Below are 18,935 nucleotides of genomic sequence, written 5' to 3' on the forward strand. Positions count from 1 at the left end.
TTCATATGGGGCTGGTAACGGCGCGGCGAAACGCAAAAATCAGCAACGGCGCAGGCCGTTGCTGATCAGGTGTTGCAGGTCGTTGGAAGCGGGGGTTACAGCGGACGACCGATACCGTTGCAAACGTTGGTGTTGCCGATGCTCAGGGCACTGCTCGCGGTCAGGAAGCTGGCGCGAACGGTGGCTTTCCAAGCGGTTGGCAGCGGAACGAAAGCGTTGGCGGTGATGGCTGCATCGTTGTTGCTGGAGGCGCCGTAGTGCTTGGTGAAGAAATCACGCACTTGGGTGGTCTGGGTGGCATCGGCGTAGCACTGGCTGAAGATCAGGTTGGTGAAGCCCAGGATCGGGTAGCCGGTGGTTGGGTAAGGCTGTACACCGGCGGTGTTGTCCGGACCGAAGACCGGAACCCAGGCGTCCGGGTTGGAACGAACAGCGGCAGCCGGTACCGGTACTGCGCCGATGGCGGCAGATACGTTGGCGGCAGCCGGCGAAACGCCGAGGGTGTTGGTGGCGACGTTTTTGCCCACGCGAGCCACTTTGGTGGCGTCGTCCAGGCCGGCCAATGTAGGGGCGGCGAAGTCCGGGCTCATGTAGGTAATGCCGCCGTCGGTTGCGCCCAGGGAAGTCATCACCCCTTGGCTACCGGTGGCTGCAACAGCACCGACCAGCGGGGTCAGGCCGAGGCTGTAGCTGTTGGCGAAGATAGGCGTAACGGCAAAAGTGCCCGCTTCTGTCGTGCACTTGGCGTTGAGGAAACGGGTGAACAGCTCGGTGGTACCGCTGCTTTCGCTGCGATATACAATTTTGATCGCACCGGTACGACCGGAACCGGAGATACCGCTCCAGTCAGCAATACGGCCCGAGAACACACCGCACAGCTCGCTGACACTCAGGTCAACCGCTGCGGTACCGCTTTTGTTGAAGGGGATAGCGACCGCAGTACCCACCGACGGCACCTGGATCAACTTACCCCAGGCCGGTTGCTTGGCGGACGCATAGGTCGACAGTTCGGTGGCGCTCAGCTTGGAGTCGCTGCCGGCCCAGTGCACGTTCTTGTTCGTCACGCCAGCCACGAACTTGGTGTAGTCGTTGTTCAGGAAGGCGGATTTGCCGTTGCCGCTGCCCACGCCGATGTAGGGGGCGAAACCGGCGGTCAGCACGCCGGAAGTCTGGTACAGCGCCTGTGGCAAGGTAGCACCGCCGCCGTTGATGTCAGCCAGTGCAGCCTGGGCCGAGCACAGTGCGGCGAGGGTCATGGATACCGCGAGAACGTTGCGCTTAAACATGAAGAATCTCCTTTCGTCGTGTTTGTACGTTTGGGGTAGATGGCTCTTGCATGACGCCATGGCTTCGGTCCCAGGCCGGTACGCGGGGGGTGGCCTGGGTGAAAACCATGGGAACGAAACTCGCAGTTTCCGATGACAGATATAGGAAAAAACCTCGGGAGGAAGCGCTTGATTTTAAAAAGATTCTCGGGTGTTTTGGTCATGCTTTCGAGCGGTTTTGGCCCACGTGACAGCGGCGTTTCAGTACGGCTTCGCAACCCTGGGCTGGAGACCGCACGGAGCGTGTCGAGCGGTTGAAACATGACAGGATGAGGAACCCGAGTTCGCTCCGCTGACCTAGGTGACCAACTGATTGATCTCGATGATCGGCAACAGCACCGCCATCACGATCACCAGCACCACCGCGCCCATCACCACGATCATCAGCGGCTCCAGCAACGCGGTCATGCCCATGGCCCGGCGTTCGATATCCCGCGACAGGGTTTGCGCCGCGCGCTCAAGCATCGGTGGCAGCGAGCCGGTCTTTTCGCCGCTGGCGATCAGGTGGATCAGCACCGGCGGGAAGACCTTTTCCACCGCCAGCGCCGGGGCCAGGTTGACCCCTTCGCGCACCTTGGCGGTGGCGTCGTTGACGCACTGGCTCAAGCGCTCGTTGGACAAGGTTTGCCGCGCCGCTTCCAGGGCGCGCAGCAGCGGCACCCCGGCACCGCCGAGGATCGCCAGGGTCGAGGCAAACCTGGCGGTGTTAAGGCCCAGCACAAAGCGCCCGATCAGGGGCAGGCGCAGCACGCGGCTATGCCAGTTCAGCCGCGCCACCGGGTTGCGCAGGTACAGGCGCCAGCCCCAAAAACCGCCGACAATGCCGGCAAAACACAGCCAGCCCCAGGCGCGAATAAAGTCACTGGCGTTGAGCATCGCCAGGGTCAGCCCCGGCAGATCCTGGCGCGCCTGGGAAAACGCGCTGACGACCTGGGGCACCACGTAGCTGAGCAAAAAAATCACGATACCGATGGACACCAACCCCACCACGCCGGGGTAGATGAACGCGGTGAGAATCTTGCCGCGCAGGTTGTTGCGCTCCTCGATGTAGTCCGCCAGGCGCTCCATGACCTGGGCCAGGTCGCCGGACTCCTCCCCCGCCGCGATCAAGGCGCGGTAAATCGACGGGAAATCCCGTGGCCGCGCCGCCAACGCATCGGCCAGGCGCATGCCGCCGCGCACATCGGCGCGCACGGCGGCCAGGGTCTGGGCAATGTGCTTTTTCTCTGCCTGCTCCACCGTGGCACTCAGCGCCGCTTCCAACGGCAAACTGGCGCCGAGCAGGCTCGCCAGTTGCCGCGTGGCCCAGGCCAGGTCGTTGTCCGACAGTTTCGCCGTAAACAGACCGCCGCCGGCAGCCGCTTGCCGAGTACCTTCGACCTGCACCCGCAACGCCGTCAGGCCACGGCTGCGCAGCAGCGCAAACGCCCCGCTCTGGCTGTCGGCTTCCAGATGCCCGGCCTCGACCTTGCCGTTGGCATCGGCGGCTTCATAGCGATAGCGATTCATCAGGCGTCCCGTGTCACGCGCAGGATTTCTTCGGGCGCGGTGGCGCCGCTGCGCACCCAGCGCTCGCCGTCTTCACGCAGGCTCAACATTCCGGCGCGGCGCGCGGCCAGGCGCAGGTCCTGCTCATTGGCGCCCTGGTGGATCAGGCTGCGCACGTCATCGTCGACGCAAAACAATTCATGGATACCGGTACGCCCGCTGTAGCCGATCTGATTGCAATGGGCACACCCCACCGGGCGCCACATGCCGGGCGCGGCCGGGTCTTGCTGCTTGCAGTGCGGGCACAGCCGCCGTACCAGCCGTTGCGCCAATACGCCCAACAACGACGAGGCCAGCAGGAACGGTTCGACGCCCATGTCGACCAAGCGATTGACCGCCGACACGGCGTCGTTGGTGTGCAGGGTGGCGAGCACCAAGTGACCGGTGAGCGAAGCTTGCACGGCGATCTGCGCGGTCTCCAGGTCGCGTATTTCGCCGATCATGATGATGTCCGGGTCCTGGCGCAGAATCGCTCGCAGCGCCAGGCCGAAGGTCATGTCGATCTTGGCGTTGACCTGGATCTGGCTGATGCCGGGCAGGTCGTATTCCACCGGGTCTTCCACGGTCAGGATATTGCTGGTGCTCGCATCCAGCCGCGCCAGGGCGGCGTACAGGCTGGTGGTTTTGCCGCTGCCGGTAGGGCCGGTGACCAGCACGATGCCGTGGGGCTGGCGAATCAACGTGTCCAGACGCGCCAGCAATGCCGGGGCCATGCCCAGGGTTTCCAGTTGCAAACGCCCGGCCTGCTTGTCCAGCAAACGCATGACCACGCGCTCGCCATGCCCGGTGGGCACCGTCGACACGCGAATATCAATCGGCCGCCCGGCCACGCGCAGCGCGATGCGCCCGTCCTGGGGCAGGCGTTTTTCGGCAATATCGAGCTGGGCCATGATCTTGATCCGCGACACCAACGCGCCGTGCAGCGCCTTGCGCGGCGACACCACATCGCGCAGCGTGCCGTCGACGCGGTAGCGCACCACGGAATGGGTTTCATAGGGTTCGATGTGGATGTCACTGGCTTCATCCCGTGCCGCCTGGGTGAGCAAGGCGTTGATCATGCGGATCACCGGCGCGCCGTCCTGGGTGTCGAGCAGGTCGGTGATCTCGGGCATGTCTTGCATCAGGCGGTCCAGGTCCACCTCGTTTTCCGCGGCGCCCACGACAGCCGCGGCGCTGCCGGTGTCGGCATAAGCACCGGTGAGCAGGCCGTCGAGTTCGTCGTCGCGCACCTGCTCGACGCGCGCCTGGCCGAATTGGCGCTGAACTTCGCTGATCGACCAGCCAGGGGTTGAAGGGCAGACGGTCAGCAGCATGCCCTCTTCGCCTGGGCGCAGGAGGATGCGTTGGGACTTGGCCCAGGCGTAGGGGAGCAGGCTCATGGTTGCGTACCTACCGGCACCGCCCGGATTACCGCCCTGGGCCCCTGCTGGCCGGGAATCGCCTTCTCCACCGACGGCAGCTGCGGCGCCTGCACGTCCGGCATCGCCCAGCTGTGCTCAGGCTGCAACCCACCCTGGGCCCGGCGCATGAACTCGTAGCGGTTCAACGTGATACTGCGCCCCGCCCCACTGTCGCGAATGATGTAGGGCCGCAGGAACACCATCAGGTTGGTCTTGCTGACACTGCGCTTTTCATTGCGAAACAACGCGCCCAACCCCGGAATATCAGCGAGCCACGGCACCGCGTCGTTGCTCTGGCTGTAACCGTCCTGCAGCAACCCGCCAAGCACCATGATCTGCCCGTCATCCAGCAAAATGCTGGTGTCGATCGCGCGTTTGTTGGTCACCGTGCCCGCGTCCACCGAGGTGCGCGTGTCCACGCTGCTGACCTCTTGGTAGATATCCAGCTTGACCGTGCCGCCCTCGGAAATCTGCGGGCGCACGTTCAACTTGAGCCCCACCTCTTCACGCTGCACGGTCTGGAACGGGTTGTTGCTGGTGCCGCCGCCACCGGTGACGTAACTGCCGGTGACGAACGGGATGGTCTGCCCCACGAAAATACTCGCCGCTTCATTGTCCAGGGTCAGCAGGTTGGGTGTGGACAGCACGTTGGTGCCGCCTTTGCTCTTCAACGCACGGGCCAGCACTTTGAGGTCGAGCACCTTGCCGATCCCCGGAATATCCACGGTGCCGTTGACCACGCCGACGTTCAGGCCCTTGGGCAGCACGTCGAGGCTGGTCTTGGCGGTGGTCGCAAGGCCGCTGCCGCCGAGGTTGACGCCACCAAAGCCGCCCTTGCCCGCCAGGTTGCCGGCCTGCCATTGCACACCGAACTCGGTGGCGTCGTCCTCGCCCACTTCGACGATCAGGCTCTCGATCACCACTTGGGCGCGGCGTTGGTCGAGCATGTCGATCACTTCGCGCAGGTTGCGGTACAGCGGGTCCGGCGCGGAAATCAGCAAGGTGTTGGTGGTGGCGTCCGCCTGGATGGTCACGCCGCCGGCGCTGAAGGCGGTGTCCTGATCCTTGGAGGTGCTGTTGCTGCCGGTGGTCGAGTTGGTTTGCCCATACCCCGGCGACACACCGCTGCCGGTGGGCGTGCCACTGCTGTTCTGGGCCGCGCCGCCTTGCGCGCTGTTCTGGCCGCTGCCGCCCATGCTGCTGAGCTTGCCGCGGGCGTCGTCGCTGACGCCGGACTCGCTTTCCCCGGTGAGCAACCCGCGCAGCGACTGCGCCAACTTGCCCGCCTGAGCATTGCGCAGGTACACCACGTGCATATTGCTCGGGTTGCTTTGGGCGTTGTCGAGTTTGTAGATCAGGTTGCGCGCCAGCTCGGTACGCTCGGGGCTGCCGGAGCGGATGATGATCGAGTTGGAACGCGGGTCGCCGATCACGTTGATTTTCTGGGTCTGGTCGGCGCCCTGGGTTTCCAGAAGCTCGGCAACCATGGCGGCGATGTCCACGGCGATGCCGTTCTGGATCTGCACCACATCGGTATCGATGGCGCTCGGGGTGTCGATGCCACTGATGATCTGCGCGACCCGCGCGAGGTTCTCCGCGTAGTCCGTGATGACGATGCTGTTGTTGCCGGGGTAGGCATTGATCGGGTTGTTGGGCGACACGATGGGGCGCAGCACCGGGATCAGGTTCACCGCGTTTTCGTATTGCAGGCGAAAGGTGCGGGTCTGCATGCCGCTGCTGCCGGCACTGTACATCGGCCCGCCAAGCAGCTTGGCATCGGCCTCTGGCACCACTTGGGCCACGCCGCCCACGTCCACCACGCTGAAGCCCTGCATGCGCAGCGCGGCCAGCAGCATGTCGTAAGCCTGGTGTGCGGGAACCTGGCCTTCGCTGACCAGGGTGAGGTTGCCTTTTACGCGCGGGTCCACCAGGAACTGCTGGCCGGTGGCGCGGGACAGTGCGCGCACCACCGCCTGGATATCGGCCTCGACAAAGTTGAGTTGCACCGACTGGTCGCCCAGCGGGTTGCGCGCCTTGACGGTCGTCGGCGCCTGGCCTCGGGCGCTGTTGGTCAGCCGGTGGGGTGCGGCGGCTTTGGGCACGGCGTCGCGCTGGCGATCGAGCACGGTATCGCCATGGCGACGAGTGTCGGCCAGCGGCTGGCCGAGTTCGCTGTCCACCAGCAACGGCTTGGCGGCCTCCTGGGTACTGCACGCACTGAGGGCCAGCAACAGCAATGGCGCAACGGTGCGAAACGGCGGGACTGACCACTTCATGAAGCTTCCTTAGCGCCAAGCGCCTGATCCATGCGAACGGTCCCGGACACAGTGCCGGCCGAGGTGTCGACGGCATCCACGGCACGTTGCAAGCGCGCCTCGGACACCTCCAGAGAAAACGAACGGGGATTGCCCAGCAACCAGCCCACCACGGCGTCTGCCGGGGCGTTATCGAAGGTCAGCCGCCAACCGGAGCCCAGCGCCTGCACCTGGTAATGGCCTTGCAGGCCGGCACTGTCCAGGGTCTGGCGCAGCGCGGTTTCATCGGCGAGCCGAGGCGCGGCGACGTCCTGCAACAGCACCTGCAAGGCGGCGGCCTGGGCGCGTAACTTGGGCGTTTCGGCTTGCCAGTAGTCGATTTTTTTCAGCGCGGGCTGCACCAGTACTAACCAGCTCAACAGGCTCGCCAGCACCAGGCCGGCACCGGCCAGCATGCGTTTTTCACGCACGGCCAGGCCGTTCCAGAACACGTTGGCCTGGCCGCGCATGCGCTGCCATTTATTCATCGCCAACCTCCGCTTGTTCAGCGGCGGGCGTCGGCGCGATGCTCCAGCCGTGGTCATCGCGCGTGGCGGCAAACCCTGCCTGGCCCAACGCGGCTTGCCACTCGCCCTCGGCGGCGGGGCTGCGGCTGTCGGCGAGCATTTGCAGGTGCAGGCGCCCCTGTTCAAAGGTCAACGTATCGACGCTGCCCACCATAAACGGCAGGTGGCTGCCCGCCAGTTGCAGCAGGCCGGGAAAGCGCTGGCCGGGGTCGGCGGCGGCGCCGGCCTGGCGGGCGGCCAATTGTTGACGCGCCTGTTGCAACGGGTTGAGCACCACCGGCAATTCGGGAAACGCCTGGCGCACTTGGCGGCTCATCAAGGCCTTGAGCCGCTGGCCCTCTTCGACTTGGCGGGCCGCATAGAGGTTGAGGCCCAGGCTCCAGATGGCCGTGGCCAGCGCGACGCACCCCAGCGCCCTGCCCCAGCCGCCGCTGGACGGTTGGCGAAGACGAGCGTGCAAGCCCCACGCGGGAACGGCACCGGCCCAACGCTGCGACGCGTCCACCAGCGGCACATCCAGCACCTGCACACCCAATGGATGCACCGCCGCTTGTTGCAGGCTGTCGCGCGTCAACAAATACCCTTCGTCCAGCGTCGCAGCTCCTGCCGGCAAGGCATAGGGCGCCGGGTACAGGCCACGCAACCTGAGCTGCGCCTGCGCCAATACCTGGCTCAGTTGCGCCAGCCCGGCCTTGGGCACCCAACCCACCTGCACGCGCCCATCGCTTTCGCGCGGGCCATGGGCCACGTGCATCGCCTCAAGCGGCCCCAGGATCAACGCCTGCGCCGCGCAGGCCACGGCGGCGGCGGTTTTGGCGGCGGCCAATGGTGGCAGCTCCAGGCTTGTCAGCAGGCTGTCGCGGGGATGCAGAAAGCAGTCCACTGCCGGGTGGTTTTTGCCCAGCCGCGCCAGGCTTTCATGACCTTCGCACACCACCCTGTCGCGCTCCAGCCAGGCAAATGTCACGCGGCTGTCCACGGTCAAATCAGCCAACGGCGGCAAGCCAATGCGCAAGCGTTTCATACGCCCACCCGCGCCCAGATCACCTGGGGCCGCTGGTTTTCCGGGCGATGCAGCAACGCGTCGAGGGTCACCCGGCGTTGGTCCTGGCGCGCCTGGCCTTGCAGGCGAAACCACTCGCTGGTGATGCCCACCTGTACCGCATCCACCGCCACTTGGGGCAAGTGCAGGCGGTTGACGAAGTCCCCCCGGTTGATAAACCAATGCCCGGCATCCCGCTCGGCCACCAACGCCTGGGCCTGGGACAGATTCAACGACGGCACCACGGCGCTGAGCACTTCGGCGCGGGCGGTGTTGCCGTTGACCCAGGTGATATCGGGCAGCACGCTGATATACGCCTGCATGCGCTGCAACAGCGCCGGGTCGAGGCCGTCGATACCGCTCAGGTCATGCAGGCTGCGCAGCATCGGGTAGCCGGCGGGCTGATCGAGCTGGTCATACGATGCGATCACCCGCTGGCTGACGCGCCGGCTTACCGCCGGGTCGACCCCGATCAGCCGACACAGGCGCTCGAAGCTTTGCAACTGCTCGGCATCCACCTGTCGCCGGTTGACCAGGTTACGCAGGTTGAACTTGCCCTGTTCGTCTTCCACCCGGCCGGTGAACGCACCGCCCTGGGCGCGGGCCCAGGGCTGGTCGAGACGGGTCAGCACGTCCTTCTGGCGTGCTTCCCACAGCATGTGTCGAGTGCGCTCGAGGCTGCCTTGCAACAACCATTGACCCTGGATGCGCGATTGCTCGGCTTCCAGGCTGCGGGTGAACACGCTCTGGCGCGTCAACATGGCGCCGGCAAGCACCGCCACCACCGCCGCGATCAGCAACGCGCTGATAATCGCCATGCCGCGCTGCTTCGCCGCTGCGGGCGAATACCGTTTCATGGCGCGCCTTATAGCTGCCAGGAGCCGATATCGGCATTCACGCCATCGCCGTCCGGCTGGCCGTCGGCGCCCAAAGAGAACACATCGACTTCACCGTTGGCGCCCGGGTTGAGGTAATGATACGGGTGGCCCCAGGGGTCGTTGGGCAAGCGGTCGAGGTAGGCCCGCCAGGTGTTGTTCTTGGCGTCCGCCGGGCGTTCCACCAGCACTTTCAGGCCTTGGTTCATGCTCGGGTAAGTGCCGTGGTCGAGGCGGTAGAGTTTCAGCGCCTGCATCAAGCCGCCGATATCCTGCCTGGCCGCCGTAGCCCGCGCCTGGTCCGGGCGGTCGAGTACCTTGGGCACCACCATCGCCGCCAGGATCCCAAGGATGACCACCACCACCATGATCTCGATCAGGGTGAAGCCACGCTGGCCGCGAGGGCCTGGCAATGGGCGGGTTAGGCGCGCGATATCCATCTCGACATTCCTTGGGTTGAGTGCATTTCGTGGCGCAGTGTTGCAAGAACACATGTCAGTCGTATTGAAAATCCTCGGGAGTTTCGGTCGCCAATCGGTCAACTCAGGGCGCTAGTCTGCGGGCCTGTTTCCAGGCTTTGAGAGCGCCATGCACGGCCACCGCAACGAGCGAGGATTTACCCTGATCGAGGTGCTGGTGGCGCTGGCGATCATCGCCGTGGCCATGGCCGCCGCCGTGCGCGTGGCCGGGTTGATGACCCAGAGCAACGGCGTGTTGCGCGACAAATCGATAGCGTTGCTGGCGGCGCAGAGTCGCCTGGCGCAGGTGCGTCTGGAGGGCCATCTACGCAGCGGCAAGCACACCTTCGAATGCGACCAAGGGCGCTTGAAACTGCGGTGCGAGCAAACTGTCAGCGCCGATGGCCCGCTGTTTCAGGTTTCGGTGCTGGTGCTGGATGCCAGCCGCGAAGCACCGCCCCTGGCGCGCCTGGCCACTCAGGTCATGGCCGAGTGAGCCGTGGCAAGGCGGGCGCGTCCGGCAGCTTATCGAGGTTGACGCGCAGCTTCTCGCCGCCACGCTCAATCTCGACCGCGTCACCTTCGATGGCGGTCAAGCGCACGCCGGGGCTGAGGCGCTCACCCAACAGAAAACTGCGCGGCGGGCCGTCGTTGAGGCTGAGGATCGCCACCGCGCCGCGCGCCCCGGCCAGCACGCCGGTGACCTTGACCTGCAACGCCGTCGGCGCATTGGCAAACCATTGCAGCGCCGGGTTATCGCTGCGTGCCGCCAATGCCTGCGGGGTGGCCTGGGGCGTATGGGATTGGGCATTGGTGAGTAGCAGCGGCGCCCATACCGCCACGCCGGCCAAGGCCGCGAGCAGCGCGCCGACCTGCACGCCCTGTGCCGCTGAAAATCGCAGGGAAAACGCCATGAGCAGGACCTCCTGTTTGTCCGTGGCATCAGCCTACAGCTCAATTCGCACGTTTTTATTTCACAACCTCACCAGTTCAGCAGGTGCCCCGCGATGAAACAAACTGGCTTTACCTTGATCGAGCTGATGGTAGTGCTGGTGATCATCGGCATCGCCAGTGCCGCCATCAGCCTGAGCATCAAGCCCGACCCACTGCACCTGCTGCGCAAGGACGCCGAGCGCCTCAGCCAACTGCTGCAAGTGGCCCAGGCCGAAGCCCGCGCCGACGGCCGCCCGATCACCTGGCGCGCCGACGCCAAGGGCTTTCGCTTCAACCGCCGCAGCGATGACGGGACAGCGATGGAAGGGTTCCAGGGCGACGCTCAACTGCGCCCGCGCGCATGGGAGAGCACGCCGATGCAAATCAACCTCGAACCCCGGCAAACCCTGGTGCTCGACGCAGAATGGATCAACCCGCCGCTGCGCCTAGTGCTGTCCGACGGCCAACACAGCCTCAGCCTGCAACGGGACGCGGCAGGCTTGATGCGCGTGGTCAGCCAGCCATGAACAAACCCCAGCAAGGCTTCACCCTGATCGAAGTGATGGTGGCGATCATGCTGATGGCCGTGGTCAGCCTGATCGCCTGGCGCGGTCTCGACAGCGTGACCCGTGCCGACCATCACGTGCAGGCAAGCACCGAGCAGACCGAAGCGCTGCTGCGGGTGTTGAACCAGATGCAACGGGACATCAGCCTGCGCGCCGGCGTGGAGCTGACCGGGCCCAAGGACGAGGCCGCCGGGCTCGCGGCCATAACGGTGCGCAGTTCCGACAGCCAAGGCTTTCGCCTGGACGTGATTCGCAGCGCCCCGGTGGCCGGCGATGGCCTGCAACGCGTGCGCTGGTGGCTCAAGGGCGACAGCCTGTACCGCGCGGCGGCGCCTGCACGGGATCGCTTCCCGCTGCCGCCGGCCAAAGACGGCGTGGTGGTGTTGAGCGGGGTCAGTGACGTGCAGGTACGGGTATGGGAAACGGACAAGGGGTGGCGGCAGTTGAGCGGCAACCGGCGCGAAGACCCGCTGGGACTGGAGATCAACCTGGTGCGCCAGACGCCGCAAGGGGTGGAGCGGTATCGGCAGGTAATCGGGCCGTTGCGATAAGGCCTGATGCCTGAGCTGCCGCTGAGCTAGCTCAACAGCACGACGCCACCGGGCAACTCGGTACATTTGGCCCCATACGCATCCCGAATCAACAGCGCCACCCCCGCCAATTGCTGCAAACTGAACCGCGCCTGCACCCGGCGCCGGCCCAGTTCCTGGTTGAGCAGCACCAGCATTCCCGGCCGGTAGCGGTTGATTTCATCCACCACCGTCGCCAGCGTGGCGTTGTTGAATACCAGCACCTGCTCACGCCAGGCCACCACCGCCTGGGTGTCCACGCTCGTCACTTCGCTGATGCCGGCCGCGCCGTAGCTCAATTGCCGGCCACTGCCCAGGTTCACACGATGGCCGCCAATGTCCACCGACAGCGCCCCGTCGATACAGGTGACGCAGACCGTGCGATCGGTGTGCCGCACGTTGAACCGCGCCTGCGCCGCGCTCACCCAGCCCTCGGCGGCCTGGACCTTGAGCGGCTGTACAGCCTGGGCGAGCACTTCGACTTCACCCTCAAGCAATTCGATACCCTGGCCCACCCGGCTGATGCGCGTCTGCGTATTGAGCTCCAGGCTCACACCCTCGCTCAACAGCACATGCCGCTGCTCACCGACCTCGGTGCGATAGTCCGCCGTGAGCCCGGCAAAACCACCCGGCACGCCGACCCGCACCATCACTACCGCCGCCGACGCCGCAATGGCGCCGCCCAGGAACGCGCGCCGGCCAAACTGGCGCGGGCGCTGCGCCGTTTCGGCCGCCGCGCCCACGTGCCGCCACAACATTTTGGCGCGCTCGAACGCCTGGGCATGCTCCGGGCTCTGGGCGCACCAGGCTTTGAGCGCCTTGGCATCGGCCACGGTGGCGCGGCCCGAGGTCAGCAGAACCAGCCAGTCGCGGGCTTCGTCGTGCAAGGGGCTGGCGGCGTTTTGCCGGGCGATGGAGAAGCTAAAAATGTTCAAGCGCGCACGTACTCACGGTTTTATCAGGGACTCAACACTAAGACGGTTTTCCGGCCCCGGGACCGAACCGCTGGATGACTTTTCTTTCCAGGCGCTTGGCGCAGTGGCCCAGGGCGGCCTTGATTTCCTTTTCGACCATGCGCGTGGAAATGCCGAAACGCTGGGAGATTTCCAGGTGCGGCGCCTCCTCCAGGCGCGCGGCGATGAGGATCTTGCGTCGGCGCGCCGGCAGTTCGTAAAGGGCCTTGACCAGGGACTGGATTTCTTTCTGGCCGCCCACCACCCGCGACGGGTCCTGGGCTTCATCGGCGCTTTGCAGCAGCTCTTCCACCTCGCTGCCGGTAAGCAAACGCGCGTCGGCCTGGCGGCGGTCGGCGGCGATGTTCAGGGCCATGCGGTACAGGTAAGCGTTGGGTTGCGCGAGGTTCGGCGGCATGTCCATGCGGTCGACGCGCAGGTACGTTTCGTGCAGCACGTCGTTGGCCAGGTCCTCCGAGCCCAGGCGCTTGCGCAAACGGACCTTGAAGTCTTCGTAGGAGGCCAGGAACAAGCTGACCATCGTACTGTGCCCGGTATTTTTCATCCGCCCCAGGCTCCTTTTGCTGCTGTGCATTCCATGCGCGTTCCTGTTGTGTCGGGCATCAAAAGTAAAGTCACCGGTTGGCGCAATGAACTGGGCGCCGGGCGCTCCACCCGTGCAGTGCCCAGGCTGCGTACCAGTGCTTCATCGCGTTGTTCGTCGCCGGTGGAGCTGACCAGCCGGCTGTGTTCGATCAGCCCCTCACGGTTGACCCACACCTGCACCAGCGCGCGAAAACTGCCGGGGCGCGTGAGGGGCGACCGGCACAGGCTGGTTTCGATGGCCTGCTGCAAGGCCGTGGCATAGCTGTTATTGATCCGCGCGGCATTGCGCGCCGCCACGCCATGGGCCGGCGGCGGCTGGCTGACCTCGGGCAACTGCAAGGTAAACGCATCGCCGCGTGCATAACGTGCCATCAGGCCGCTTCCTGTCAGCAACATCGCCAGAGCCTCCTGCGCCGTAAAGCGCCCGCGCACCCCGATGGCGCGCCGGCCCCGCGTCAGCTCGCGGTCTACCAGCACGGCCATGCCGGTGGCGCGGCTATACGCTTGCAGTGCAGGCTCCAGGTCTTGCGCCGGCAGGTTCAGCAGCAACAGCGGTGCTTCTGCCTGCGCCAGGCGACCGCCGATCAGCAGCAACAGCAAGCCCAGGGCGCATACGGCGCGCCGACAGGCTCCCTGTTCACCCCCTGCTCCGCATCGCTGCACGGCCGACGCACCCTAGAAAACCGTCATCCTGAGGCCCGTTTATGAACCTGATGTTACGGTGATAGCAAAAAAAACATCACGGTGACGAGCAGCCCGCTGCACTACACTTTGCAGCCTTACCGGCCCACTCCCGCGGCCCGCCAGGAGGCCATGATGAAGCTGCTCCCGTTGCTTGCCAGTGTGTTGCTGTATACCGCCGTGCCCGTGCTTGCCCAGGCCGACAACGCTGCGGGCGGTTGCACCGAGGTCACGGTGGATGGGTACAAGGCGCCCGACTATGGCTGCCTGGGCCAGCAGATGGGCAATGACACGAACGCGGCCAAGGCCGCGCAAAAGAACCGCGAGGCGCAGCAGCTTTCGGTCCAGAAACGAACGCCGAATGCGCTGGGCTTGTCGACCCCGGCGGCGACGGGAGTGCGCATGGGTAATACGTTTGGAACATCCGTCAAACCACAACGGCCGTAAGGCCAATCGACGCGCGTAGACGCTGAAACGTTCAACCAAGCACGTCCATACAATTCCCCCCGCGCCCCTGCCCCTAACCTCACGGCTTTCTATCCCGTAGAAGCGCTGGAGAATGGGCATGCGTAACAAAGCAATCAAAGTAACCGTGGCATTGACGCTGCTGGCGAGCGCAATGATGGGCAATGCCTTCGCGGCAACCCCGAGCGTGGCCGTGGCGCCGCAATATGACACCAGCCATGTGTATGTCGCCCCGGCGGATGTGGACCGTTTCGCCCAAAGCTTCCTGGCCACCTTCGGCGGCAAGAGCACCGCCCAGGTGGTGGTGAATGTGCTGCCGGTGCCGAGCAGCACCACCTCGCAACTGCTGCAGACGCCGGCGGGCACGGTATCGCTGTTCGGCTTTACCACACCGATCCCGCACCCGTTTGGCCAGGAGCGCAACGGCTATCTGGTCAAGGACATGGACGTCGCGCTCAAGGCCGCCCGCGACAACGGCGCGGCGGTGATCGTCAGCGATTTCCCGGACCCCATCGGGCGCGACGCGGTGGTGCAATGGCCGGGCGGCGTCAACATGCAGCTCTACTGGCACACCAAGACCCCGGACTATGCCGCCTTCCAGACCGTACCGGAAAACCGCGTGTACCTCAGCGCCGAGCGGGCCGACGCCTTTATCAAAGGGTTCGTGGGCTTCTCCCACGGCAAAATACTGGCCGATGACCAGCACGCGCCGGGCATCGATGTGAGGCCAAGCCAGCGGCACCTACCGGCGTGTCGATATCGAGTCGCCGTTCGGGCGCATGGCGGTGCTGGTAACCAACGGCCAACTGCCCTACCCCTTCGGCCACGAAACCACCGGCTACCAGGTGGCCGACCTGAGCGCCACGCTGGGCAAAGCCACCGGCTCCGGTGCCAAAGTGGTGGTGCCGGCGTTCGACAGCAAAGGTCGTCGCAGCGCGCTGGTCGAATTCCCCGGCGGCTACGTCGCGGAAATTCACCAACTCAACGCCGCAAAATGAAGCGTCGTACAGGCTGGAGCCTGGCCGTGCTGTGGCCGCTGCTCGCCGGCAGCGTCCACGCCGACGAGCAACCGACGCGGCCGGCCATCAAGGCCAATCGCTGGCAGGAAGACTGGTCCGTACTGCAGAACCCGGCGCTGCGCACGCAAGCGCTGGACAACCTCAAGTACATCCCGTTGTCAGGCGCCAACCCGTACAGCTACCTGTCGCTGGGGGCGACCTTGCGCGAGCGCTTCGAGATGAACGACGCCAGTGGCTTCGGCGTGAAGAATGTGCAGCGTGATCGCTACCTGATCCAGCGCTTGCAGGTACACGCCGACCTGCATCTGAACGAACACTGGCGGGTATTTACCCAGCTGGAAGATGTGCGGGCGTACGACAAGACCACCGTCGGTGGCGCCGACCAGAACCGCGTCGATTTGCGCCTGGCCTTTGCCGAGTACGTCAACACCTTCGACAGCGGCACGTTCAAGGCGCGAGCCGGGCGCCAGGACTTTGCCTTCGACTTGCAGCGCTTTATCTCCTCGCGGGACGGCCCGAATGTGCGGCAGTCGTTCGATGCGCTGTGGGCCGACTGGGAGACCACCCACTGGCGCTTTATCGGCATCGCCAGCCAGCCGGTGCAGTACCAGGACGGTCGACATTTCGACGACAAGTCCAACAGCGACGCGCGCTTTCACATGGTGCGCGTCGAGCGGCTGGTGGGTGGCAAGAACGAGCTGTCGGCCTACTACGGCGTGTATGAACGCAGCGCCGCGCATTACCTGGATGCCGACGGTGACGAGACCCGCCACCTGTTCGATGCGCGCCTGGGCGGCGCGGCCATGGGGTTCGACTGGGACATCGAAGCGATGCTGCAAAGTGGCTCGGTGGGCAGCAAGGACATTCATGCCTGGGCCGGCGGCAGCCGCACCGGCTACACCTTTGACAGCCTGGCCTGGAAACCGCGCATCGGCCTGCAACTGGACATCGCCTCGGGCGATCGCAAGGCGGGTGACGGCACCCTCGGCACCTTCAACCCGCTGTTTCCCAACGGCTATTACTTTTCCCTGGCGGGCTACACCGGCTACAGCAACCTGATCCACGTCAAGCCATCGATCACCGTCAAGCCCCTCGACAAGCTCAGCGTGCAAACCGCCGTCGGCCTGTTGTGGCGGCAAACCACCGATGATGCGGTGTACACCCAGCCCAACCTGCCGGTGGCGGGAACCGCCGGCCAGGGTGATCGCTGGACCGGGGCCTACGCGCAACTGCGTACCGACTATGGCTTCACCCCCAACCTCACCGGCGCGGTCGAAGCGGTGCACTACGCGGTGGGCCAGACCCTGCGCGATGCCGGCGGCGCGGACAGTAATTACCTGGGGGTCGAACTCAAGTTCAGTTGGTAGCCCCAAACAAGCACACCGGTACAAGCCGTGAAGCCGGTTTAACGGCCATAGTAATCCCGCGTTTTACCCACCCCTATCAAGGAGTTTTGCATGAGCACATTCGTTGCCAAAGACGGTACCCAGATCTACTTCAAGGACTGGGGCAGCGGCAAGCCCGTGCTGTTCAGCCACGGCTGGCCGCTGGATGCCGACATGTGGGAATACCAGATGGAATACCTGAGCAGCCGCGGCTACCGCACCATCGCGTTCGACCGCCGTGGTTTTGGCCGTTCGGACCAGCCGTGGACCGGCAACGACTACAACACCTTCGCCGACGATATCGCGCAGTTGATCGAACACCTGGACCTCAAGGACGTGACCCTGGTGGGCTTCTCCATGGGCGGTGGCGACGTCGCGCGCTACATCGCCCGCCACGGCAGCGCCCGTGTTGCCGGCCTGGTGCTGTTGGGCGCGGTGACGCCGATCTTCGGGCAGCAACCGGATTACGCCCAAGGCGTGCCGCTGGAAGTGTTCGCGGGTATCAAGGACGGTTTGCTCAAGGACCGTGCGCAGTTCATCTCAGACTTCAACACCCCGTTCTTTGGCCTCAACAAAGGCCAGGTGGTGTCTGAAGGCACCCTGAGCCAGACCCTGCAGATCGCCATGCTGGCCTCGCTCAAGTCGACCGTGGACTGCGTCACCGCGTTCTCCGAAACCGACTTCCGCCCGGACATGGCCAAAATCGACGTGCCGACCCTGGTGATCCACGGCGACGGCGACCAGATCGTACCGTTCGAAACCACTGGCAAGGTGGCGTCCGAGATGATCAAGGGCGCCGAGTTGAAGGTCTACAAGGACGCGCCCCACGGGTTCGCCGTGACCCACGCCCAGGCGTTGAACGAAGACTTGCTGGCGTTCCTGAACCGCTGAAACAGCTGAAACACCGCTCTCCTTATTTGGCCGGGCTTGCCCGGCCCTTTTTATTCAGGCAAACCGCCCGCCCAATGTGAAGCGACCCGGCCCGGCGAGCAGTACGCTGGTAAAGATGATCAGCAGCAACCAGCCGAACTGCCCTTCCAACAACGTCCACTGCGGATGCACCACCAGCATGGCGATCAACAGCACCGCCAGGATCGGCAAGCAGGCCAGGCGCACCAGCACCCCGGCGACGATCAACACGGGGCACAGCACCTCGGCGAAAATCGCCAGTAGCAAGGTCATGTGCGCGCCCAAATGAAACGGGTCTTCGATCTGCTTCAACTGTTCGCTGTAGTCGAGCACCTTGGGCAAGCCATGCACCCACAGCAGGAACAGCGCCCCGCTCGCCCGCAGAAACAACAGCCCCAGATCCTGGTGTTTTGATTCGTTCATATGCGCTCCCTGTAGGTGGTTATCGACGTCGATTGTGTCCACCGAGGCGCATGCACGCTTGCAAGCCTGTGCTGACCTTTACTCCCCCGTGCCGGCGAACGCCGCGACGATTTCCTCGATCACCGCGCGCACCCGTGCGGTGTGACGCAGGTCGGCGTGGGTCACCAGCCACACGTCATACGGCAACGGCCGTACACGCTGCGGCCACAGGCGCACCAGGCCGTCGCGTTCGCCGGTGCACACCGGGATCTCACCGATGCCCAGCCCGGCCGCGATGGCGCGGCGCACCAACAGGCTGGAACTCAACGCCGCGACGATGCGCCCCCGGCCCAAAGGTTCGCTGACCAGCGTCAGGTCCTTGTGGGTTTGCAGGTAGGGTTGGTAGACCACCAGGTCGTGGCCGTCGAACAGGCCGCCCGGCTCAGGGCTGCCGTGGCGCTCGATATAGGCCTGCGACGCAAACAGCCCCACCGGCCAACGGGCGATGCGCCGGGCGATCAGATCGGGATTGTCGGGACGGGTATTGCGCACGGCGATATCGGCTTCGCGCTTGGCCAGGCTGAGGATCTGGGTGGAGGCGTCCAGTTGCACGCGCACATCCGGGTGCTTGCCGTGCAGGCTGGCGATGGCCGGGATCAGGAAATCGATGGCCAGGGAGTCAGTGGTGCTGACCCGCACGATACCGGTCAGGCGGTCGTCCAGGCCTTGGATCTGGCGCTCCAGGTCCAGGGCCGAGCGCTCCATTTTTTCCACCGAGTGCAGCGCGGCCTCGCCCACGGCGGTCAGCGCATAGCCTTCGGAGGTGCGCAGGAACAAGGTCGCGCTCAAGGATTTTTCCAGGGCATTGATCCGCCGCCCGACCGTGGCCTGATCCACCCCCAACACCCGTGCGGCACCGCGCAATGTGGACTCGCGGCATACCGCCAGGAAAACCCTCGCATCATCCCAATTCATCTC

At 65.0% G+C, this 18,935-nt stretch carries 20 protein-coding genes and 1 pseudogene; 7 read left to right on the top strand and 14 right to left on the bottom strand.

Annotated elements, in window-relative coordinates:
• Nucleotides 1-95: 95 nt before the first annotated feature.
• From AB4O23_RS20865 to gspG, 8 genes are all read right to left on the bottom strand, one after another.
• Nucleotides 96-1,286 carry a substrate-binding domain-containing protein gene (locus AB4O23_RS20865; RefSeq protein WP_065878546.1) on the bottom strand — a complete coding sequence of 397 codons (1,191 nt, stop codon included), beginning with the start codon at nt 1,284-1,286 and terminating at the stop codon, nt 96-98.
• A gap of 336 nt (nt 1,287-1,622) precedes the next feature.
• Nucleotides 1,623-2,834 (bottom strand): type II secretion system inner membrane protein GspF, encoded by a 1,212-nt coding sequence (gene gspF / locus AB4O23_RS20870; protein WP_017530241.1) that lies wholly within the window; start codon nt 2,832-2,834, stop codon nt 1,623-1,625.
• Nucleotides 2,834-4,252 (bottom strand): type II secretion system ATPase GspE, encoded by a 1,419-nt coding sequence (gspE, locus tag AB4O23_RS20875; protein WP_017530240.1) that lies wholly within the window; start codon nt 4,250-4,252, stop codon nt 2,834-2,836. The genes gspF and gspE overlap by 1 nt, the downstream gene beginning before the upstream one ends.
• Nucleotides 4,249-6,549 (bottom strand): type II secretion system secretin GspD, encoded by a 2,301-nt coding sequence (gene gspD, locus AB4O23_RS20880; protein WP_135196945.1) that lies wholly within the window; start codon nt 6,547-6,549, stop codon nt 4,249-4,251. Before gspD ends, gspE begins: the two co-directional genes overlap by 4 nt.
• Nucleotides 6,546-7,055, bottom strand: coding sequence for a type II secretion system protein GspM (gene gspM / locus AB4O23_RS20885; RefSeq protein ID WP_017530238.1), 510 nt, complete (start codon nt 7,053-7,055; stop codon nt 6,546-6,548). The genes gspD and gspM overlap by 4 nt, the downstream gene beginning before the upstream one ends.
• Complete coding sequence (gene gspL / locus AB4O23_RS20890; protein WP_065878542.1) at nt 7,048-8,118, bottom strand: type II secretion system protein GspL; 1,071 nt, start codon at nt 8,116-8,118, stop codon at nt 7,048-7,050. Before gspL ends, gspM begins: the two co-directional genes overlap by 8 nt.
• Nucleotides 8,115-8,993: a type II secretion system minor pseudopilin GspK gene (gene gspK, locus AB4O23_RS20895; protein ID WP_158555756.1), complete on the bottom strand. Its 879-nt coding sequence runs from the start codon at nt 8,991-8,993 to the stop codon at nt 8,115-8,117. Before gspK ends, gspL begins: the two co-directional genes overlap by 4 nt.
• An 8-nt stretch (nt 8,994-9,001) precedes the next feature.
• Nucleotides 9,002-9,451, bottom strand: coding sequence for a type II secretion system major pseudopilin GspG (gspG, locus tag AB4O23_RS20900; RefSeq protein ID WP_017530235.1), 450 nt, complete (start codon nt 9,449-9,451; stop codon nt 9,002-9,004).
• Nucleotides 9,452-9,599: 148 nt separating this feature from the next.
• Between gspG and gspI the strand changes: the two genes are divergently transcribed.
• Nucleotides 9,600-9,965, top strand: a complete 366-nt coding sequence (gspI, locus tag AB4O23_RS20905) for a type II secretion system minor pseudopilin GspI (protein WP_017530234.1) — start codon at nt 9,600-9,602, stop codon at nt 9,963-9,965.
• On the opposite strand, the gene AB4O23_RS20910 is transcribed toward gspI, so the two are convergent.
• Complete coding sequence (locus tag AB4O23_RS20910) at nt 9,952-10,383, bottom strand: type II secretion system protein N (protein WP_017530233.1); 432 nt, start codon at nt 10,381-10,383, stop codon at nt 9,952-9,954. The two genes, gspI and AB4O23_RS20910, sit on opposite strands and share 14 nt — an antisense overlap.
• A gap of 93 nt (nt 10,384-10,476) precedes the next feature.
• Between AB4O23_RS20910 and gspH the strand changes: the two genes are divergently transcribed.
• Nucleotides 10,477-10,929 carry a type II secretion system minor pseudopilin GspH gene (gene gspH, locus AB4O23_RS20915; RefSeq protein ID WP_017530232.1) on the top strand — a complete coding sequence of 151 codons (453 nt, stop codon included), beginning with the start codon at nt 10,477-10,479 and terminating at the stop codon, nt 10,927-10,929.
• Nucleotides 10,926-11,519 carry a PulJ/GspJ family protein gene (locus AB4O23_RS20920; RefSeq protein ID WP_065878540.1) on the top strand — a complete coding sequence of 198 codons (594 nt, stop codon included), beginning with the start codon at nt 10,926-10,928 and terminating at the stop codon, nt 11,517-11,519. The genes gspH and AB4O23_RS20920 overlap by 4 nt, the downstream gene beginning before the upstream one ends.
• A gap of 26 nt (nt 11,520-11,545) precedes the next feature.
• On the opposite strand, the gene AB4O23_RS20925 is transcribed toward AB4O23_RS20920, so the two are convergent.
• From AB4O23_RS20925 to AB4O23_RS20935, 3 genes are read right to left on the bottom strand one after another with little or no spacing between them, the layout of a single operon-like run.
• A complete protein-coding gene (locus AB4O23_RS20925; RefSeq protein WP_017530230.1) occupies nt 11,546-12,472 on the bottom strand; it encodes a FecR family protein in 927 nt (308 codons plus the stop codon).
• A gap of 37 nt (nt 12,473-12,509) precedes the next feature.
• The gene (locus tag AB4O23_RS20930) at nt 12,510-13,055 is read right to left on the bottom strand and encodes an RNA polymerase sigma factor (RefSeq protein ID WP_017530229.1); all 546 of its coding nucleotides are present in this window, start codon (nt 13,053-13,055) and stop codon (nt 12,510-12,512) included.
• Nucleotides 13,052-13,696, bottom strand: a complete 645-nt coding sequence (locus AB4O23_RS20935; RefSeq protein WP_017530228.1) for a secretin and TonB N-terminal domain-containing protein — start codon at nt 13,694-13,696, stop codon at nt 13,052-13,054. The genes AB4O23_RS20930 and AB4O23_RS20935 overlap by 4 nt, the downstream gene beginning before the upstream one ends.
• 216 nt (nt 13,697-13,912) lie before the next feature.
• Between AB4O23_RS20935 and AB4O23_RS20940 the strand changes: the two genes are divergently transcribed.
• From AB4O23_RS20940 to AB4O23_RS20955, 4 genes and pseudogenes are all read left to right on the top strand, one after another.
• Complete coding sequence (locus AB4O23_RS20940) at nt 13,913-14,224, top strand: hypothetical protein (RefSeq protein ID WP_017530227.1); 312 nt, start codon at nt 13,913-13,915, stop codon at nt 14,222-14,224.
• 118 nt (nt 14,225-14,342) lie between these two features.
• Nucleotides 14,343-15,240, top strand: a pseudogene (locus AB4O23_RS20945) (VOC family protein).
• Nucleotides 15,237-16,628, top strand: coding sequence for an alginate export family protein (locus tag AB4O23_RS20950; RefSeq protein ID WP_065878539.1), 1,392 nt, complete (start codon nt 15,237-15,239; stop codon nt 16,626-16,628). Before AB4O23_RS20945 ends, AB4O23_RS20950 begins: the two are co-directional and overlap by 4 nt.
• Before the next feature lie 90 nt (nt 16,629-16,718).
• Nucleotides 16,719-17,537 (top strand): alpha/beta fold hydrolase, encoded by an 819-nt coding sequence (locus AB4O23_RS20955; RefSeq protein ID WP_068932215.1) that lies wholly within the window; start codon nt 16,719-16,721, stop codon nt 17,535-17,537.
• 54 nt (nt 17,538-17,591) lie between these two features.
• Here AB4O23_RS20955 and AB4O23_RS20960 read toward each other — a convergent pair whose 3' ends face one another.
• Nucleotides 17,592-17,978, bottom strand: coding sequence for a DoxX family protein (locus AB4O23_RS20960; protein ID WP_017530223.1), 387 nt, complete (start codon nt 17,976-17,978; stop codon nt 17,592-17,594).
• A 78-nt stretch (nt 17,979-18,056) separates the two neighbouring features.
• A complete protein-coding gene (locus AB4O23_RS20965) occupies nt 18,057-18,932 on the bottom strand; it encodes a LysR family transcriptional regulator (protein WP_065878538.1) in 876 nt (291 codons plus the stop codon).
• Between the last annotated feature and the right edge of the window lie 3 nt (nt 18,933-18,935).

The sequence above is a fragment of the Pseudomonas sp. H2_A10 genome (genome assembly GCF_054680085.1).

Excerpts from the sequence above, each read along its gene's own strand:
- AB4O23_RS20865 (WP_065878546.1), bottom strand. The coding sequence starts at position 1,286 with ATGTTTAAGCGCAACGTTCTCGCGGTATCCATGACCCTCGCCGCACTG.
- gspF (WP_017530241.1), bottom strand. The coding sequence starts at position 2,834 with ATGAATCGCTATCGCTATGAAGCCGCCGATGCCAACGGCAAGGTCGAG.
- gspE (WP_017530240.1), bottom strand. The coding sequence starts at position 4,252 with ATGAGCCTGCTCCCCTACGCCTGGGCCAAGTCCCAACGCATCCTCCTG.
- gspD (WP_135196945.1), bottom strand. The coding sequence starts at position 6,549 with ATGAAGTGGTCAGTCCCGCCGTTTCGCACCGTTGCGCCATTGCTGTTG.
- gspM (WP_017530238.1), bottom strand. The coding sequence starts at position 7,055 with ATGAATAAATGGCAGCGCATGCGCGGCCAGGCCAACGTGTTCTGGAAC.
- gspL (WP_065878542.1), bottom strand. The coding sequence starts at position 8,118 with ATGAAACGCTTGCGCATTGGCTTGCCGCCGTTGGCTGATTTGACCGTG.
- gspK (WP_158555756.1), bottom strand. The coding sequence starts at position 8,993 with ATGAAACGGTATTCGCCCGCAGCGGCGAAGCAGCGCGGCATGGCGATT.
- gspG (WP_017530235.1), bottom strand. The coding sequence starts at position 9,451 with ATGGATATCGCGCGCCTAACCCGCCCATTGCCAGGCCCTCGCGGCCAG.
- gspI (WP_017530234.1), top strand. The coding sequence starts at position 9,600 with ATGCACGGCCACCGCAACGAGCGAGGATTTACCCTGATCGAGGTGCTG.
- AB4O23_RS20910 (WP_017530233.1), bottom strand. The coding sequence starts at position 10,383 with ATGGCGTTTTCCCTGCGATTTTCAGCGGCACAGGGCGTGCAGGTCGGC.
- gspH (WP_017530232.1), top strand. The coding sequence starts at position 10,477 with ATGAAACAAACTGGCTTTACCTTGATCGAGCTGATGGTAGTGCTGGTG.
- AB4O23_RS20920 (WP_065878540.1), top strand. The coding sequence starts at position 10,926 with ATGAACAAACCCCAGCAAGGCTTCACCCTGATCGAAGTGATGGTGGCG.
- AB4O23_RS20930 (WP_017530229.1), bottom strand. The coding sequence starts at position 13,055 with ATGAAAAATACCGGGCACAGTACGATGGTCAGCTTGTTCCTGGCCTCC.
- AB4O23_RS20940 (WP_017530227.1), top strand. The coding sequence starts at position 13,913 with ATGAAGCTGCTCCCGTTGCTTGCCAGTGTGTTGCTGTATACCGCCGTG.
- AB4O23_RS20950 (WP_065878539.1), top strand. The coding sequence starts at position 15,237 with ATGAAGCGTCGTACAGGCTGGAGCCTGGCCGTGCTGTGGCCGCTGCTC.
- AB4O23_RS20955 (WP_068932215.1), top strand. The coding sequence starts at position 16,719 with ATGAGCACATTCGTTGCCAAAGACGGTACCCAGATCTACTTCAAGGAC.
- AB4O23_RS20960 (WP_017530223.1), bottom strand. The coding sequence starts at position 17,978 with ATGAACGAATCAAAACACCAGGATCTGGGGCTGTTGTTTCTGCGGGCG.
- AB4O23_RS20965 (WP_065878538.1), bottom strand. The coding sequence starts at position 18,932 with ATGAATTGGGATGATGCGAGGGTTTTCCTGGCGGTATGCCGCGAGTCC.